The following is a 16,719-nucleotide window of genomic DNA, read 5'->3' as shown; positions in this document are numbered from 1 at the left end:
GGCCCGGATCGCTCCGGGCCTTTCTCATATTCAGGGCGTCGTCTCAGCGACCGCGCAGCCAGCCCGTGATCGAGATCCGGTCGCCGCCGGCGGACAACGCCACCTGCGTCACCGAATGCGGCGTCGGCACCCGCAATAGGTTCAGAGTGTTGAAGCGCGGCGTGAACGCCTCGGCCACATTGCCGTCCTCGCCGTGGAAGGCCAGCAGGCCGCCCCAGTCGATCCGCCAGCCGGGCGTCAGGTTCAACACATAGGCGAAGTAGCGGTTCTTCCCCTCAGCGTGATCGTCATGCTCGGTCAGGAAGTGGCCCGTGCGATACCGCGTCACCTGCATGTCGGCCTGGGCGATGCGATCCTCGCCGGTCAGATCGCGCATCAGGCCCAGAAAGCTTTCGCCGTTCAGAAAGGCCGCCAGATCGCGCCACGACGCGCCTGCCTGCCCAGCCTGGACCAGGTCGAACACCGGATAGTTGTCGTACAGATACTGAAAGCCGTCTGACGCCGACTTCTGAACGGCTTGGCCCAGACTCTGCTTCTGAGCAGGCTCCAAGGAGGCCAGCCAGGCCGACGGTAGATCGACATGCCCCGAGCCGCGCCGAGTTACGACGTTGTAATCCGCGTCGCGCGCCAGTTCATACAGCGCCCCGGCCGTCTCTTCGGTCAGGAAGCTGTCAATCTGGGCGCGCCCCGTCCGATGCAACCGCTCGCGGATCGCGACACGGCGCTCGGCCGAGAGCGCGTTCAGAATCGGGGCGGCGAAGGCCGCGCTCACCCCTCGGCGCCGCCGAAGCGCTCGGTCCATTCGGCGACCTGAGCGTCCTCGATCTTGGCGAACAGCACCTGGGCGGCCGCAACCGCCTGACCGGCCGGAACCAGGTTCAGCAGATCGCCCTCGGCATCCGGCCACGACAGGTCGGTCGCACCGACCGTGGCGACGATACGGGTCGCCGCCTCAGGCATGAAGGGCGCGGTCACGCGGGCGAACAGGGCGACCAGGGACAGGCCAGTCCGCACCACCACGGCCGCGCGTTCGCGATCCGTCTTCAGCGCCGTCCAGGGCGCAGCTTCCTGAAGATACTCGTTGCCCAGAACCCACAGGGCGCGCGCCGCCTGGGCCGCCTTGCGGAACTCCATGGCCTCGAACTCATAGGTCAGGCTGGCCAGGGCCGCCTTGACGTCGGCCGCCAGCTTGTCTTCCAGCGCGCCCGGCTCGCCGCCCTCGGGCGCCACGCCGTCGAACTTGGATTCCGTGAACTTGACGATGCGGTTGACGAAGTTGCCCAGAACGTCGGCCAGATCCTTGTTCGTCGTCGACTGGAACTGCTCCCAGGTGAAGGCCGCGTCGGAATGTTCCGGACCATAGGCCGTCAGGTGCCAGCGCCAGTAGTCGGCAGGCAGCAGCTCCAGCGCCTGATCCATGAAGACGCCCCGGCCCATGCTGGTCGAGAACTTGCCGCCGTACCAGTTCAGCCAGTTGAAGGCCTTCAGCTGGTCCACCGTCTTCCACGGTTCGCCCGAGCCCAGGATGGTGGCGGGGAAGCTGACGGTGTGGAAGGCCACATTGTCCTTGCCCATGAACTGGACGTAGCGCACCGGGTTTTCAGGATCGGCGGCGCCCTCGTCCAGACGCCACCATGAGCGCCAGTTTCCGCCGGTCTTCTGCGCCCACTCCTCGGTCGCGCCGATGTATTCAATGGGGGCGTCGAACCAGACGTAGAAGACCTTGCCCTCCATGCCCGGACGCGGGCCGCCGTCGGGGCCGACGACCGGCACGCCCCACTTCAAATCGCGGGTGATGCCCCGGTCGATCAGGCCTTCGTCCAGGTGCTTATAGGCGATGGAGCGGGCCAGCGGCTGCCACTGGGGCGAGCGGGCGTCGACCCAGCCTCGCACCTCATCGGCCACCTTGGTCTGCAGCAGATAGAGGTGGCGCGTGTCGCGGACCTCCAGATTGCGGCTGCCCGAAACAGCCGAATAGGGATTGATCAGATCGGTCGGGTCCAGCAGGCGGCCGCAGTTATCGCACTGATCGCCGCGCGCCTTCTCGTAGCCGCAGTGCGGGCACGTCCCCTCGACATAGCGGTCGGGCAGGAAGCGGGCGTCGTCGATGGAATAGATCATCCGATCGACGCGCTCCTCGATCAGGCCGCGCTCTTCCAGCACCTTGGCGAAGTGCTGGGTCAGGCGGGTGTTCGGGGCGTTGGAGCTGCGGCCGAAGATGTCGAACGACAGGCTGAAGGCGTCGGCGGCCTTCTTCTGAACCTCGTGCTGTTCGTCGCAATAGGTGCGGACGTCCTGACCGGCGGCGGCGGCGGCCAGCTCGGCCGGGGTGCCGTGCTCGTCGGTGGCGCAGACATAGAGAACGTCATGCCCCCGGCTTCGCATGAAGCGCGCCCACACATCGGCGGGCAGCATCGACCCGGCCAGATTCCCCAGGTGCTTGATGCCATTGATGTAGGGCAGCGCCGAGGTGATGAGGATGCGGGACATGATCTTCCAACGTCTGACAGGGAGGCGTCGGATATAGAGGGCGCAAACCCGAACGTCACCTTTTATGGGCCAAGTGTCTTATAGGACAGACGTCCTAGGAGACAGGCGTCGCCCTTGTCGTCGGCAGCCGCCGCGCGATCCGCACGAACCGCCCGGTCAGCAGCGCGCCCGAGATCAGGCTGGCGACGATCACCGACCAAACCAGACCGTCCACGCCGATCCGATGCGCCAGGAACCAGCCCAGCGGGATCATGATCAGCCCATAGGACAGCAGGTGCATCAGCGTCGGCCATACTACGTCGCCCGCCGCGCGGTTGGCCTGGGCGGCGACCACCTGCTGGGCGTCGGCGACGAAGAACAGGGTCGCCAGCGCCAGGGCCGGCGCCGCGATGGCCAGGATCGCCGGGTCGGTCGTATAGGCGCTGACCACCAGGGGCGCGGTCAGCCACAGACCGATGGCGATGATGAAGGCCAGCACCGTCACCACGCCGACTCCCGCCAGGCCGCCCCGCATGACGCCCGCCCTGTCGCCGCCACCGTAGCTGCGCCCCACCAGAACCGCCGTCGCCGACGACAGACCCATGGGCACCATGAAGACGATGGCGGAGACGTTGATGACCACGGCCCAGCTGGCGGTCTCGGCCGCGCCCAATTGGCCGGCGAACAGGGTCATGGCGGCGAAGGCCCCGACCTCGATGAAGTTGGACGCGCCGCCGCCGAGGCCGACCTTGACCTGCTGGCTCTCGACCGCCTTGTCGCGCTTGGGCTTCTTGAACACGCCCCAGGCGCGCGCCTCAGGCAGGCGCAGGATGAAGATCACCAGGAAGATCGCCAGCGCCATACGCGCGCCGAACGTCGCCCAGGACGAGGCCACCGCGCCGTCAAGGCCGATGCCCAGGATATCCGGCACCAGCAGCAGGTTCAGACCCAGGTTGACCGCATTGGCCACCCACATGGCCACCATGCCCGCCTTGGGCCGATGCAGTCCTTCAAGGAAGAACAGGGCGCAGATCGAAATCAGATAGGCCGGCATCGACAGGGCGAAGACCATCAGGGCGGGCGTCGCGCCTTCACCCAGACCGTCCTCCAGCCCCATGTGCACCAGGCCGAACGGCCCCAGCAGCAGCAGGCCGATCATGGCGACAAAGCCGATCTGCAGGGCGTAGGTCATGCCGCGTCGCAAGACGGCGCCGACCTCGTCGCCGCGCCCCTCGCCCAGCAGGCGGGCGGTGATGACCTGGACCCCCATCATCAGGCCGACCGCCGTGGTCAGCACGACTGAGGACGGCGCCCAGGCCAGGGAGTGATAGGCCAGCTCGCGGCTGGCGTAGTGGCCGACGACGATGGCGTCGGTCAGGCCCATGGTCATGATGCCCAGACGCGCCAGCACCACAGGCCAGGCCAGCTTCAACAGCTCGGTCAGGGTGGCGCGATTATGGAAGCTGAACAGGGACTGGACCATCGGAGGCCGCAACAGCCACGCGCGCAGGCGCGGGTCAAACGATTTTACGTGCGTTTCAGGCGCCTACCAGGCGCCCAGCTCGCGCAGCTCACGCGCCAGGTCAGGCGGCAGGTCCGTCGGCTCGGCCACGGACAGGTCCGGCGGCACGTCCTTCTCGAAATAGCGCCACCCCTGAAACGGCCGCCGGGCCAGGGGCGCAGTGCGGATGACCTGGCTGTCCAGCTTGATCTCGCAGCGGCTGGCCTTGCCCTCGCCTATGGTCGTGATCTCGAGGATGCGCTGGCGGCAGGTCACGGAGCCTTTCATGACCCAGTACAGCGAGCCGCCGTCCTCGATCTCGGCGGCGCGCTTGGGCGTCATGCGGGTGTGGACGATGCGCCAGTCGGACCGGGCCGCGTTCGCTTCCAGCGTCTCGACCTCGGTCACGCCGACGCAGAGCTTGATCATGTGCAGGGGCATGCGGCCCAACTAGTCATCCGACGCCGCGAAGGCCAGCCCGGCTCAGGGCTCGCGATCCAGCTGGGTGAAGATTTCCTGCCCCTTGGCGATCAGGTCCTGTCCGCACCGCTGGCTGTGCGAACGCACCTGCTGGACCGGGGTGGAGTCCGTATATTCCAGCATCCGCCCGATCCAGTTCCGCGCCGGATCACGGCCTTCCAAACGGCCCAGATAATACATCATGCCGCCCGTATACTGCTGCTTGAGCGCATCCGAGGCGGCCGGATCGTCGATCGCCACCGCCAGCAGGCCCATGCACTGAAGGTCCGCCGCCGAGGCCGTCGGCATGTCGCTCAGATCGGCGCCCAGAAGCGCCGTCGCCATCATCGCCGCAACGATCATTCGCCTGCCCCCTCGGCCTGCACAACGGCCAGCACCGCGCCGTCCGTGACCTGATCTCCGACGGCGACGTTGAACTCGGCCACCACGCCGTCGAAGGGCGCGGTCAGGGCGTGCTCCATCTTCATGGCCTCCAGCACCACGACCGGCTGGCCCTTGGCCACCTTGTCCCCGGCCTTGGCGGGCGCGGCGACGATCTTGCCCGGCATGGGGGCGCGCAAGCCGCCGTCGGAGGCGGAACCGCCCGCCGGTCCGCTGGACTTGCGGCGGTGGAACTCGACCACGTCGCCGCCGTCGAACACCAGAACCCGCTCAGCGTCAGGCGACAAGGTGCTGACCACCTCGCCGTCGACCACAACCACGCCCGGTTCGCCATAGATCTGGGCCGAGCCGAAATCGCCGCTCACGGTGAAGCTGGATGAACGGCCATACCAGCCCGGCTCGCCGGTCAGGGTCAGGGCGTGAGCCGCGCCGTCATGGTGGAGCGCCGTATGCGCCTGCGGCGCCGCGTTCAGCCGGAAACCGAACAAGCCCGCGCGGGTCGGCGCCAGCACATTATCCGGCGCGTCGAAGGCGGCGGCGTCCGCCTCCAGCCCGATCTGTCCGGCCGCAGCAGCCAGGGCGCGGACGGAAGCCTGAGCCGGGGCGATCAGCGCCCCCTCCTCCGCCGCGATGAAGCCCGTATCCACGTCGCCTTCGACAAAGCGCGGGTGATCCAGACAGCGCGCCATGAAGCCCGCATTGGTCTTCACCGGCCAGACTTCTACGTCGCGGCAGGCGTCGGCCAGACGGGCGGCGGCGGCCTCGCGGGTGTCTTCGTGGACGATCAGCTTGGCGATCATGGGGTCGTAGAACTGGCTGACCTCGCCGCCCTGCTCCACGCCCGTATCCACCCGGATATCGTCGGGCATGACGAAGTGATCCAGCCGCCCGATGGACGGCAGGAAGCCGTTGGCAGGGTCTTCGGCATAGAGGCGGGCCTCCATGGCCCAGCCCTTCATCGGAATGTCGGCCTGCGCCAGCGGGATCGGCTGGCCCGCCGCCACGCGCAGCTGCCATTCGACCAGATCGACGCCGGTGATGGCCTCCGTCACCGGGTGTTCGACCTGAAGCCGGGTGTTCATCTCCATGAACCAGATGCGGTCGGCCTTCAGCCCGTCGGAGGCGTCGGCGATGAATTCGATGGTGCCTGCACCCTGATACTCCACGGCCTTGGCGGCGCGGACGGCGGCGGCGGTGACGGCGTCGCGCGTGGCCTGATCCATGCCCGGCGCCGGGGCCTCTTCGATCACCTTCTGGTGGCGGCGCTGCAGCGAGCAGTCGCGCTCATGCAGGTGGACGACCTCGCCGTGGCTGTCGCCAAAGACCTGCACCTCGATATGGCGCGGGCGGGTGATGTAGCTCTCGATCAGCACGCGCGGATCACCGAAGGACGACTGCCCCTCGCGCTGGGCCGAGGCCAGATTTTCAGCGAAATCCTCGGCGCGATCGACCTTGCGCATTCCCTTGCCGCCGCCGCCCGCGACCGCCTTGATCAGAACGGGGAAGCCGATGCGGTTCGCCTCGGCCGTCAGGGTCTCCAGCGACTGGTCCTCGCCCTGATAGCCGGGGGTGACGGGCACGCCCGCCTCGATCATCAGCTTCTTGGCCGCGTCCTTCAGACCCATCGCGCGGATCGAGGACGGCTTGGGGCCGATCCAGACGATGCCCGCCGCCGCCACCGCTTCGGCGAAGTCGGCGTTCTCGGACAGGAAGCCGTAGCCGGGGTGGATGGCCTCCGCCCCCGTCGCCTCGGCCGCCGCCAGCACCTTGGCCGCATCCAGATAGGATTCGCGCGCCGCCGCCGGACCGATCAGCACCGCCTCATCGGCCTCACGAACGTGCAACGCCTGGGCGTCAGCCTCGGAATAGACGGCGATGGTGCGCAGGCCCATGCGGCGGGCGGTGCGGAAGACGCGGCAGGCGATCTCGCCGCGATTGGCGACCAGGACGGACTTGAACATGAAACGCTCCTGATCCTTCTCCCCTTGTGGGAGAAGGTGGGTCGCAGCGCGACCCGGATGAGGGGTGACGGCGGCGTCCTGGCCGATGTCGGGGCGCCGGTCGACAAGATCATTGAGGGGCGCGTCGACACCCCTCATCCGTCATGCTCCGCATGACACCTTCTCCCACAAGGGGAGAAGGGCGAAATCACTGCGCCCAACTGGCCGGACGCTTGTCCAGAAACGCGCGGACGCCTTCCTGGCCCTCGGCCGAGACGCGGGCGCGGGCGATGCGCTTGGCGGTCTCTTCCAGCAGGCGGTTGTCGATCTCTTCGCCCGCCACGTCGTTCACCAGGCGCTTGGCGTCGCCCATCGCGCCCGGCGCATTGGCCGACAGGCTGTCGGTCAGCATGGAGATGAACTCATCGACCGAACCTTCGGGCAGGACCATGTCGATCAGTCCCGCATGGGCGGCGTAGTCGGCGTCGAAGATGTTGGCCGTCAGGAACAGCTGGCGCGCGCGCCGCGCGCCGACCGCCTCGATGACATAGGGGGCGATGGTCGCCGGGATCAGGCCCAGCTTGACCTCGGAGAAGGCGAAGCGCGTCCCTTCCACGGCCACGGCCATGTCGCAGGCGGCGACGATGCCCGCCCCGCCGCCCATGGCCGCACCCTCGACCAGGGCCACCGTCAGGGCTGGCACGTCGTGCAGGGCCTTGAGCATCTTCGCCAGGCCCATGGCGTCGTCGCGGTTGTCGCTCTCGGACCAGTCGGCCGCCGAACGCATCCAGTTCAGGTCTGCGCCCGCGCTGAACGTCCCGCCCGCGCCGCGGATGAAGACCACGCGCACCTTGTCGGCGCCGTGCAGGGTCTCGAACGCCTCATACAGGGCGGCGATGGTCGCCGCGTCGAAGGCGTTCTTCTTCTCTGGGCGGTTGATGGTGACGAAGACCACGCCGTCGGCGGTGGCGTCGATCTGCACCAGGTCGTCGTTGGCGTCCGGCGCCGCATCGGCGACGAAGGGGTGGGCGATGGCGTTCATCTCCGCCGCCTCGGCGTCGGTGATGTCCAGAGCGTTCAGCTCTTCTTCTGTCGGCTTTTGGTCAGTCATGATGGGCTCCTTGGCCGATAGAACGCTTCAAACGTCATCCCTCTCCCCCTCACAGGGGAAGAAGGCGATTAAACAGGATCGCAGCGGTTGGCGCGAACGGTCTTGCCGTCCTGCTCGACACGCAGCGAGACGCCCGCCACCGGCGACAGGCGCAGGGTCTGGACAATGGTCTGGTCGCCGTCGGACGACTGGTTCTCCAGAACCACCCGGATGGCGTCGCCTTCGCCTTGCAAGGTCTCCAGAGCCACCAGCTTGGAGGTGTCCTCATAGCCCTTGATCTCATTGGCCGTGATGACGAAGCGCGTGCCGCTCTCGTCCTTGGCGCAGCCGTCGTCGCTATAGTCCCAGTTGCCGCGATAGCCGACCGGGAAGACCGCTTCGGATGGCTCGCCCGCCCGCGCAGCCGCCTCTTCAGCCGCCGAGACCGGTTCGGTCTGCGTCGTCGCCGCAGCCTCAGGCGCGGCTTCAACCGTGGCCGGGGCCTTGGAATCGGCCTGCGATCCGCAAGCCGCAAGCAGCGTGGTCAGGGCGATAAGTGCTGCCGTCTTCTTCATGTCACTGTCCTTGTCGTCCAGATTTCGATCCCGCATCGAGATCGCCGACGCGACACTCTCAGCCGCGCGATCCGGCTTCAAGCAGTTTTTTGAGCGCTGTTTAATTTGTAACCTTACATCCGGAACACGCCGAAGGTCGTCTCGGGGATCGGGGCGTTCAGGCTGGCGCTGATGGCCAGACCCAGCACGTCGCGGGTCTGGACCGGGTCAATGACCCCGTCGTCCCACAGGCGAGCCGTGGCGTAATAGGGGTTGCCCTCGTCCTCATACTTCTGGCGGATCGGCGCCTTGAAGGCTTCGGCTTCTTCCGGCGTCCACGTATCCGCGTCGCGGTGGACGGTGGCCAGGACGCTGGCCGCCTGCTCGCCGCCCATGACGCTGATGCGGCTGTTGGGCCAGGTAAAGAGGAAGCGCGGGCTGTAGGCCCGGCCGCACATGCCGTAGTTGCCCGCCCCGAACGACCCGCCGATCAGGACGGTGAACTTGGGCACCTCAGCCGAGGCGACGGCCGTGACCAGCTTGGCGCCGTGCTTGGCGATGCCCTCGGCTTCATACTTGCCGCCGACCATGAAGCCCGAAATGTTCTGCAGGAACAGCAACGGAATCTTGCGCTTGCACGCCAGTTCGATGAAGTGCGCGCCCTTCTGCGCGCTTTCCGAAAACAGCACGCCGTTGTTGGCCAGAATGGCCACCGGCTGGCCCCAGATGCGCGCGAAGCCGCACACCAGCGACGTGCCGTACAGCGCCTTGAACTCGTCCAGCTCCGAGCCGTCGACGATGCGGGCGATGACCTCGCGCACGTCATAGGGGGCGCGGACGTCCTCAGGGATGATGCCATACAGTTCGGCCGGGTCATAAGCAGGCGCGCGCGGCTCCCGCACGTCCAGCGGCTGGGGCTTGGTCGTGTTCAGATTGGCGACGATGGAGCGCACGATCTCCAGCGCATGCTCGTCGTTCTCGGCCACATGGTCGACCACGCCGGACTTGCGGCCGTGCGTCTCGGCGCCGCCCAGTTCCTCGGCCGAGATAACTTCGCCCGTCGCGGCCTTCACCAGCGGCGGACCGGCCAGGAAGATGGTGCCTTGATTGCGCACGATCACCGTCTCGTCCGACATGGCCGGCACATAGGCGCCGCCCGCCGTGCACGATCCCATGACACAGGCGATCTGCGGGATCGAACGCGCGCTCATCCGCGCCTGATTGAAGAAGATGCGGCCGAAATGGTCGCGGTCCGGGAAGACCTCGGCTTGGTGCGGCAGGTTGGCCCCGCCGGAATCGACCAGATAGACGCACGGCAGGTTGTTCTGCTCAGCGATCTCCTGCGCCCGCAGGTGCTTCTTCACCGTCATGGGGAAGTAGGCGCCGCCCTTCACCGTCGGATCGTTGGCGACGATCATCACCTCACGGCCCGACACCCGGCCGACGCCGCAGATCATGCCCGCGCCCGGCGCCTCGTCCCGGTACATGCCGTTGGCCGCCAGTTGGCCGACCTCCAGGAAGGGCGAGCCGGGGTCCAGCAGGCGCTCGACCCGGTCGCGCGGCAACAGCTTGCCGCGCGCCACATGGCGGTCGCGGCTGGCGTCAGAGCCGCCGCGCGCGGCCTTGGCGACCTTTTCATAAAGCTCGTCCCGCAGGGCGCGATTGTGCGCATCCAGCGTTTTGAAAGCAGGACTGTTGCGATCGACGACGGAAATCAGCTTGGGCATGCCCAAGGTTTAGGAGGCTTCCGCGCCGGGGGGAAGCCGGTTCGGTTCCCCCACGACGAAATCGGCTATATCTGCCTGTCATGGCCCCGCTTCGACCGGACACGCTCGCCGTCGCCCTGTCCCGCGCCTTCGAGGACGCGCAGGACAGCCGCGCCAGCTGGTTCGCCCTGACGCGGGGCGAGCGGCTGTTCTCCGCCGGCGATCGGGCCGACACCCTCTATCTGCTGCGCGCCGGGCGTCTGGGCGTCTTCCGCCACGACGACGGCCGGGTTCCGCTGATGACCGCCGTCATCAAGCCGGGCGAGCCGGTCGGCGAACTGGCCATGCTGGCGGGCACGTCGCACATGTCGGACGTGGTTGCTCTGCGCGACAGCGACGTGCTGGCCCTGCCGCGCGAGGCCTTCTTCGACGCTGCACGCAACGATCCCATGCTGATGTCCGAACTGGGCCAGATCATGCTGACCCGCGCCCGCGAGCGCGGCGGCGGGACCGAGCCGAACGTCTTCGGCTTCGTTTCCGCGCGCGGCAAGCCGATCCGCGCCTTCGTCGAGCGCGTGGCCCGCGCGGTCGAGGCCCAGGGCGTCACCTGCCACGTCATCGACAGTTCGGCCCTGGCGTCGGCGGCCGAATGGTTCTCGCGCGTCGAGGACGCCCACGACTACGTCCTCTACGTCGCCGAGGCCGACGAACCGAATTGGGCCGCCCTGTGCGCACGCCAGGTCGATCGCCTGTTCCTGGTCGGCGCCGCCGACCGCCCGCCGCCCCCTGCCCCGCCCGTCGCCGACGACTGGGACGACGCGGGCCAGCGCACCGACCTGATCCTGTTGCGCGATCCGCGGATGCCGCGCCCCAGCAACACCCGCGCCTGGCTGGACGTGCTGAAGCCGGGCCGCTGGTTCCATGCGGTCGAGGGCCTGTTCGACGACACGGCGCGGATCGCCCGCCTGATCACCGGCTCGGCCGTGGGCGTGGTGCTGTCGGGCGGCGGCGCGCGCGCCTATGCCCACATCGGCGCGCTGAAGGCCCTACGCGAAGCGGGCACGCCCATCGACTTCATCGGCGGCGCTTCCATGGGGGCGGTCATCGGCGCGGGCCCAGCTCTGGGCTGGTCGGACGAAGAGCTTGAGCACCACATCCGCCAGGCCTTCGTCATGTCCGACCCCCTGGCCGACATCGCCCCGCCCATCATCGCCATGACGCACGCCCGCAAGGTCAAGGCGATGATGAAAGAGGCCTTCGGCGACGTGCAGATGGAGGACATGCTGCTGCCCTTCTTCGCCGTCTCGACCAATCTGACCTCGGGCAAGCTGGAGGTTCATCGTGAAGGGATGCTGCGCCACGCTCTGCGCGCCTCCATCTCCATCCCCGGCGTCATGCCGCCCGTGGTGATGAACGGCCAGGTGCTGGTCGACGGCGCCGTGCTGCGCAACTTCCCCAGCGATGTGATGCGGCGGCTGAACAGCGGGCCCGTCGTCGGCGTCGACGTGTCCATGACGCGCGGCGTCGATCCCGAGATGCTGGAGAATCCGCCGTCCTGGTGGCGCTGGATCCTGTCGGGCGCCTGGAAGCACGGGCCGCCGATCGTCTCCATCCTGATGCGCTCGGCCACATTGTCCAGCGAAGCCGAGCGGATGCAGGCCCGCGCCGAGACGGACCTGCTGATCCTGCCCACGCCCGACGGCGTCGATATCCGCGACTGGAAAGCCTATGAGCCGGGCGTCGCGGCGGGCTACGAGGCCGCGCATGCAGCCCTGGACAGCCTCAACGGGCCGATCGAGACCCTGCACCGTCGCCGTCAGACCGGCGCGCCAGAAGAAACAGTCGAGGAAATGGCAGAAGAGTCCTTCCCTCAGGACGCCGCGGAAACGCCTCCCCCAACACCTGAGCCAAGCGCGCCAGGAAGGCGTCCTGGTTGGCTGGGTCTTCGCAAAGCGCGGTCAGATAAGGCCTGAGGGCGGTGCCCTTCATCCACTCCAGCACCGCGTTCTCGCCGTCCAGCACATGCAGATAGGTCGTCGACCAGATATCGACCTCCTCGCACAGGTCCGCTACCGCGTCGTAATAATCCTCGGCCGCCAGCAGCGGCTGGATGGTGTCCACGCCCTTCAGGCGCGCGCTCCACGGGCCGTCCGCCGCCGTCTGGCGCATCAGGGTGTGATGGCGCGTCTCCCAGGCCATGGGCATCTGCACCGCCAGCACGCCGCCCGGCGCCAGCGACTCGGTCAGGCGTCGAAACAGCGCCCCATGGTCCGGCGCCCACTGCAGGGAGGCGTTGGCCAGAATCAGATCAACCGGCGCATCGGGCGCCCAGGCCCCGAGATCGCCCTGCACCCAGTCCACATCGTCCGGCAGGCCCCGCGCCTGTTCCAGCATGGCGGCGCTGGAATCCAGCCCGTGCATCTGCGCCTCCGGCCAGCGCCGCTTCAGCAAGGCCGCGTGCTGACCCGTGCCACAGCCGATGTCCCAAACCTCATGCGGGTTCAGATCACCCGGAAGCTGAGACAGCAGATCGATCGCCGCGCGATCACGCTGGCGCTCGAAACGGTTGTACTGTTGGGGATCCCACGCCGGCGACGTCATCGTCATACTTCTCCCTCGATTATCGCAAAAGCGATTCGAGGGAGAATGGTACAGCCTCTCAGGATTGAACTGAGGACCTCCGGCTCCACAAACCGGCGCTCTAACCAGCTGAGCTAAGGCTGCACATCTCTGCGCGAGGGCGGTTCTCTAGCGGGCCTCGCCGTCGGGGGCAAGCGGCCATTTCGTCCTCGCGCAGGATTTTATGTTTTATCCCCGTCAGTTCCAACCGCGGCTGGCGATATACTGCTGAAGTTGCATCAGACGGGTCTGGTCCGAAGGGTGGGTCGAGGCGAACTCCGGCGTCCCAGACTGCCGCCCTTCAGCCATGGCGCGCCACAGGGCCAGCGATTCCGACGGCTTGTAGCCGGCCGCCGCCATGTAATCGACGCCCAGCCGATCCGCTTCCAACTCATGGCTGCGCGAGAACGGCAACAGCACGCCCAACTGCGCGCCCATGCCGCCAAAGGCCTGAACCGCCTGGCTGTAATCCCCGGCCTGGCTCTGCACCGCACCCAGGATCAGGCCCGTCGTCTGGGTGGTCGAGGCGCGCTCGGCGGCGTGACGGGCGATGACGTGGCCGACCTCGTGGCCGATCACGGCCGCCAGTTGGTCGTCGTTCTTGGCGATGGCCAGCAGTCCCGTCGTCACCCCCATATGGCCTGACGGCAGGACGAAGGCGTTCGGCGTAGCGTCGTCGAACACTGCATATTCCCAATGGCGATTGGTCAGATTGGCCGCCTGGACGATGCGATCGCCCACTCGGCGCACCCGTGCGTTCTGGGCCGTATTGTTCGACACCTTCTGCGTCCGCAGCGTCTCGGCCCAAGCCGCCTGCGACTGCTGGACCAGCACGCCGTCGTCGATGAAGACCAGCTGATTGCGGCCCAGGGCCTCATTATAGGCGCAGGCGCCGACCCCGGCGCCCAGAACGCCGGTGGTGATCGCCAGGGCGAGCATAAGGGGCTTACGAGACATCAGTCCTCCGGAACAGTTCAGGGGCCATAATGCACAGGCAGGCCGCCCGGCTCCATGCCTGACGCCGCAAAGTGCATTTCCATCGCTCGTTTCGTTGAGCCGCGACCTTGAGGTTTCAGCGCATGAAGAAAGCGCCCCGAGGCAAGACCTCGAGGCGCTTCTTTTCGTTTCAATACGATCGCTCGCTTAGTCCAGGTTGAAAGGCACCCGGACCACGAACTTGGCGTTCGTTGCAGCGCCGTCGACCGTGCGGGGCGAAAGTTGCCCACGCTGGACGATGCGAACGGCCGCAGCGCCGAAGCCCATGCCGGACGGCTCTTCCGAGACGACGCGACAAGCTTCGGGACGACCGCTCGGGGTCACCGTGCACTCGACCGTGGCCGAACCGCCCACGCCGCGATCAAGAGCGCGTTGCGGGAAGTCTCGTTCGGTCGGACGCGGCGGGCGAGCCCACTGCGGGTTGGTGATCACCGAAGGACGCGGCGGCGCGGGCGGCGCCGGCGGAGGCGGAGGACCAGGGACGATCACGGGCGGGCCCGTGTATTCGACGCGGTCTTCCTTCTTCGTCGGCTCGATCGGCAAGGTCACCGGAGGCGGAGGCGCCTGGGTGTTGACGACCGGCTCGCGCACCTGAAGCTTCGGCGGCGGAGGCGTATCCGGCGGCGGCGGCGGCGGCGGAGGCGGAGGCGGTGGCGGCGGTGGCGGCGCCATCAACTCCACATCCACAGCCTCGTCCACGTAATCGAACTCCTGGAGTTCGAACTTGCTCTTGTAGAGGTAAAAACCAGCAAGAACGTGAACGACAACCGAAATGCCGATTCCGACCATTGCGCCCGTCGAAAGTTTTTTCTTCTTCGGGGCGTCGAGCAGAGGGTCGCGATGCTCGTGATGTTCAGCAGTCATGCTTTGCGTCACGCCCCCTTACGACTGATCTTCGCCAACCAGGGCGACGCTGTAAAAACCATTGTCCTGCAAGGCGTTCATGACCTGCATGAAGTCCCCGTAGCGCGTTTGCTGGTCAGCACGGATGAAGATCCGCTCCTGGTCAGGGTTACGCGTTCCGATTTGGGTCTTCAGATCATCGCCTAGCGTTGCAACCGAGGTCCGGAAATCGCCCACGAACACTTCGCCGCCATTCTGAATGGAGATGAAGATAGGCTTGGGCGGGTTGGGAGCCGGCGGAGCGACGGCACGTGGAAGTTTCACCTGCACCGACACGGTGGCGAGCGGAGCCGCCACCATGAAGATGATAAGGAGAACGAGCATAATGTCGACGAAAGGCGTGACATTGATATCGCTGTTCGCCTCGACGGTGTACTTGCCGCCGCCGGAACCGGAAAGTTTGGCGGCCATCCGTCTTACGCTCCCTTGTCGAGTTGACGCGAGATCGAGTTCATCAGCTCGGCGTTGAAGCCATCGGCGCGAGCACCGTAGGACGCGATGCGGGTGTTGAAGTAGTTATAGAAGATAACCGCCGGGATGGCCGCGAACAGACCGATGCCGGTAGCCAGCAGGGCTTCAGCGATACCCGGAGCCACGACGGCCAGGTTGGTGGTGTTCGACTCGGCGATGCCGATGAACGAGTTCATGATGCCGTAAACGGTACCGAACAGACCGATGAACGGACCCGACGAACCGACCGATGCCAGGAACTGCTGGCCGCCCGACAGACGGATGCCCAGACCGCCTTGGACGGCGGCGACGGCGTTGGAGGCGCGAGCGACAGTGGCGTCGCGGTGGGCGCCGATCACGTCGAGGCCAGCTTGACGCGACAGTTCGATTTCGCCCGTAGCGGCCGCCGCCATGTCAGCCAGCGGGTTGCCTTCAAACTCTTCCGAGGTGGCCAGGCGACGAATGTCGGCCAGGTTGCGAGCACCGCGGTACTCTTCCAGGAAGCGGTTGGTCGTCTTGGTCAGCGAGCTGAACTCGACCAGTTTGATGAGCAGCAGCGTCCAGGAGAAGATCGACGCCAGGACCAGGCCTGCCATCACGACCTTAACGACCGGGTGCGCCATCATGAACATGGCGATCGGGGTCAGGCTGCCGCCGTGACCGCCTTCAGCGGCCTCTTCGGCGGGGGCTTCAGCAGCGGCGTCAGCCGCCGGAGCAGCGGCGTCAGCCGCCGGAGCAGCAGCGTCGGCGGCCGGAGCGGCGGCGTCAGCGGCGGGGGCCGAGGCTGCGGCCGGAGCGGCCGGTGCGGCTGCGTCCTGCGCCAGAACCGGCGAACTCGCCATCAGGACGGCGGCGCCGGCCATAGCGAGGAGGATATTCGTCTTCTTATCGAGCATGTTTCGCCAGTTCCTGCTTTGGTCTGACTCGTGGAACCCAAGACAGCGACCGCGTCAGTCGGCCGCGCCTTTACAGTGAAATCTTTTCCTCCCGCCGGATTTCTCCCCCGCCGGTCGGCGCCGCAATCCTCCAAGCGCCGAAGCGCCTGCGAACCATGACGACAGAGACAATATCTCGCCGTCCACAGCCTGCAAGCAGGAATGCGATCCTGTCCCTTTGGCGAAGCGGTATCTTAGCGTCAAGGGCGGAAAATGGCTTTTCACCCCTTGCCCGACGCGTCACGGCACGCGACGCATAAAAAATGCGCGCAAAAGTCACGAAACAGCAACAAACTTGCCGTGCAAGCTAAGGTTAAGAAAAGTTTAGGCCCGTGACGAATTTTCGGCTTTTTGGTGACCGAAGCGAATATTCGACAATGAAGGGAAAGTGGTGCCTGGAGGCGGGTTCGAACCACCGACACGCGGATTTTCAATCCGCTGCTCTACCAGCTGAGCTATCCAGGCGCACGACGTCGTCGCGAGAGGCGGGTCTATAGGCGAGCCCGGACGGGCTGTCCAGACGCCAATTCACTCAATTCCGCGATCTTTTTCATCATCGTGCGCATCTTCGGCCGGAATGGCGTAGCCGCCGGTGAACCAGCGCTGCAGATCGATGTCGGCGCAACGCTTGGAGCAGAAGGGCTTGTAGGCGGCGACAGCTTCGGCGCGACGGCAAATGGGGCATTGGGCCATGC

15 protein-coding genes, 2 tRNA genes and 1 pseudogene are annotated in these 16,719 nt (G+C 66.7%); 1 reads left to right on the top strand and 17 read right to left on the bottom strand.

Annotated features, from left to right (window positions below):
- Positions 1-43: 43 nt before the first annotated feature.
- The 9 genes from ABC419_RS06810 to ABC419_RS06770 all read right to left on the bottom strand — a co-directional run bounded on the left by ABC419_RS06810 (position 44) and on the right by ABC419_RS06770 (position 10,142).
- Positions 44-772, bottom strand: coding sequence for a 2OG-Fe(II) oxygenase (locus ABC419_RS06810; RefSeq protein WP_412877935.1), 729 nt, complete (start codon positions 770-772; stop codon positions 44-46).
- Positions 769-2,490: a methionine--tRNA ligase gene (gene metG / locus ABC419_RS06805; RefSeq protein ID WP_412877936.1), complete on the bottom strand. Its 1,722-nt coding sequence runs from the start codon at positions 2,488-2,490 to the stop codon at positions 769-771. Before metG ends, ABC419_RS06810 begins: the two co-directional genes overlap by 4 nt.
- Positions 2,491-2,584: 94 nt before the next feature.
- Positions 2,585-3,952, bottom strand: coding sequence for an MATE family efflux transporter (locus tag ABC419_RS06800; protein WP_412877937.1), 1,368 nt, complete (start codon positions 3,950-3,952; stop codon positions 2,585-2,587).
- A gap of 63 nt (positions 3,953-4,015) precedes the next feature.
- Positions 4,016-4,411, bottom strand: a complete 396-nt coding sequence (locus ABC419_RS06795; RefSeq protein ID WP_128116537.1) for a DUF1489 family protein — start codon at positions 4,409-4,411, stop codon at positions 4,016-4,018.
- Between the two features lie 42 nt (positions 4,412-4,453).
- Entirely contained in the window at positions 4,454-4,792 is a 339-nt protein-coding gene (locus ABC419_RS06790) for a hypothetical protein (protein ID WP_412877938.1), read from the bottom strand.
- The gene (locus ABC419_RS06785; protein ID WP_412877939.1) at positions 4,789-6,792 is read right to left on the bottom strand and encodes an acetyl/propionyl/methylcrotonyl-CoA carboxylase subunit alpha; all 2,004 of its coding nucleotides are present in this window, start codon (positions 6,790-6,792) and stop codon (positions 4,789-4,791) included. Before ABC419_RS06785 ends, ABC419_RS06790 begins: the two co-directional genes overlap by 4 nt.
- A 187-nt stretch (positions 6,793-6,979) precedes the next feature.
- Positions 6,980-7,882: an enoyl-CoA hydratase-related protein gene (locus tag ABC419_RS06780; protein WP_412877940.1), complete on the bottom strand. Its 903-nt coding sequence runs from the start codon at positions 7,880-7,882 to the stop codon at positions 6,980-6,982.
- A 68-nt stretch (positions 7,883-7,950) separates the two neighbouring features.
- Positions 7,951-8,436, bottom strand: a complete 486-nt coding sequence (locus tag ABC419_RS06775) for a hypothetical protein (RefSeq protein ID WP_412877941.1) — start codon at positions 8,434-8,436, stop codon at positions 7,951-7,953.
- A 113-nt stretch (positions 8,437-8,549) separates the two neighbouring features.
- Entirely contained in the window at positions 8,550-10,142 is a 1,593-nt protein-coding gene (locus ABC419_RS06770) for a carboxyl transferase domain-containing protein (protein WP_412877942.1), read from the bottom strand.
- A gap of 80 nt (positions 10,143-10,222) precedes the next feature.
- On the opposite strand from ABC419_RS06770, the gene ABC419_RS06765 reads away from it, so the two are divergent.
- The gene (locus ABC419_RS06765) at positions 10,223-12,094 is read left to right on the top strand and encodes a patatin-like phospholipase family protein (protein WP_412877943.1); all 1,872 of its coding nucleotides are present in this window, start codon (positions 10,223-10,225) and stop codon (positions 12,092-12,094) included.
- Between the two features lie 229 nt (positions 12,095-12,323).
- On the opposite strand, the pseudogene ABC419_RS06760 reads toward ABC419_RS06765, so the two are convergent.
- From ABC419_RS06760 to ABC419_RS06725, 8 genes and pseudogenes are all read right to left on the bottom strand, one after another.
- Positions 12,324-12,722: pseudogene (locus ABC419_RS06760) on the bottom strand (methyltransferase domain-containing protein); the annotation flags it as partial.
- A gap of 46 nt (positions 12,723-12,768) precedes the next feature.
- Positions 12,769-12,845 (bottom strand) — tRNA-His (locus tag ABC419_RS06755).
- A 93-nt stretch (positions 12,846-12,938) separates the two neighbouring features.
- Positions 12,939-13,697: a M48 family metallopeptidase gene (locus tag ABC419_RS06750; protein WP_179205111.1), complete on the bottom strand. Its 759-nt coding sequence runs from the start codon at positions 13,695-13,697 to the stop codon at positions 12,939-12,941.
- Between the two features lie 186 nt (positions 13,698-13,883).
- Positions 13,884-14,600: an energy transducer TonB gene (locus ABC419_RS06745; RefSeq protein ID WP_200215763.1), complete on the bottom strand. Its 717-nt coding sequence runs from the start codon at positions 14,598-14,600 to the stop codon at positions 13,884-13,886.
- A gap of 18 nt (positions 14,601-14,618) precedes the next feature.
- Positions 14,619-15,050, bottom strand: a complete 432-nt coding sequence (locus ABC419_RS06740) for an ExbD/TolR family protein (RefSeq protein ID WP_125902284.1) — start codon at positions 15,048-15,050, stop codon at positions 14,619-14,621.
- A 5-nt stretch (positions 15,051-15,055) separates the two neighbouring features.
- Positions 15,056-15,985: a MotA/TolQ/ExbB proton channel family protein gene (locus ABC419_RS06735; protein WP_412877944.1), complete on the bottom strand. Its 930-nt coding sequence runs from the start codon at positions 15,983-15,985 to the stop codon at positions 15,056-15,058.
- 428 nt (positions 15,986-16,413) lie between these two features.
- Positions 16,414-16,489: transfer RNA gene (locus tag ABC419_RS06730), tRNA-Phe, on the bottom strand.
- 63 nt (positions 16,490-16,552) lie between these two features.
- Complete coding sequence (locus tag ABC419_RS06725) at positions 16,553-16,717, bottom strand: DNA gyrase inhibitor YacG (protein WP_003164350.1); 165 nt, start codon at positions 16,715-16,717, stop codon at positions 16,553-16,555.
- Between the last annotated feature and the right edge of the window lie 2 nt (positions 16,718-16,719).

Origin of the sequence: Brevundimonas phoenicis, from assembly GCF_047237745.1 — a bacterium.
Taxonomy (GTDB): domain Bacteria; phylum Pseudomonadota; class Alphaproteobacteria; order Caulobacterales; family Caulobacteraceae; genus Brevundimonas.
This window is presented reverse-complemented; position numbering and strand designations above follow the sequence as displayed.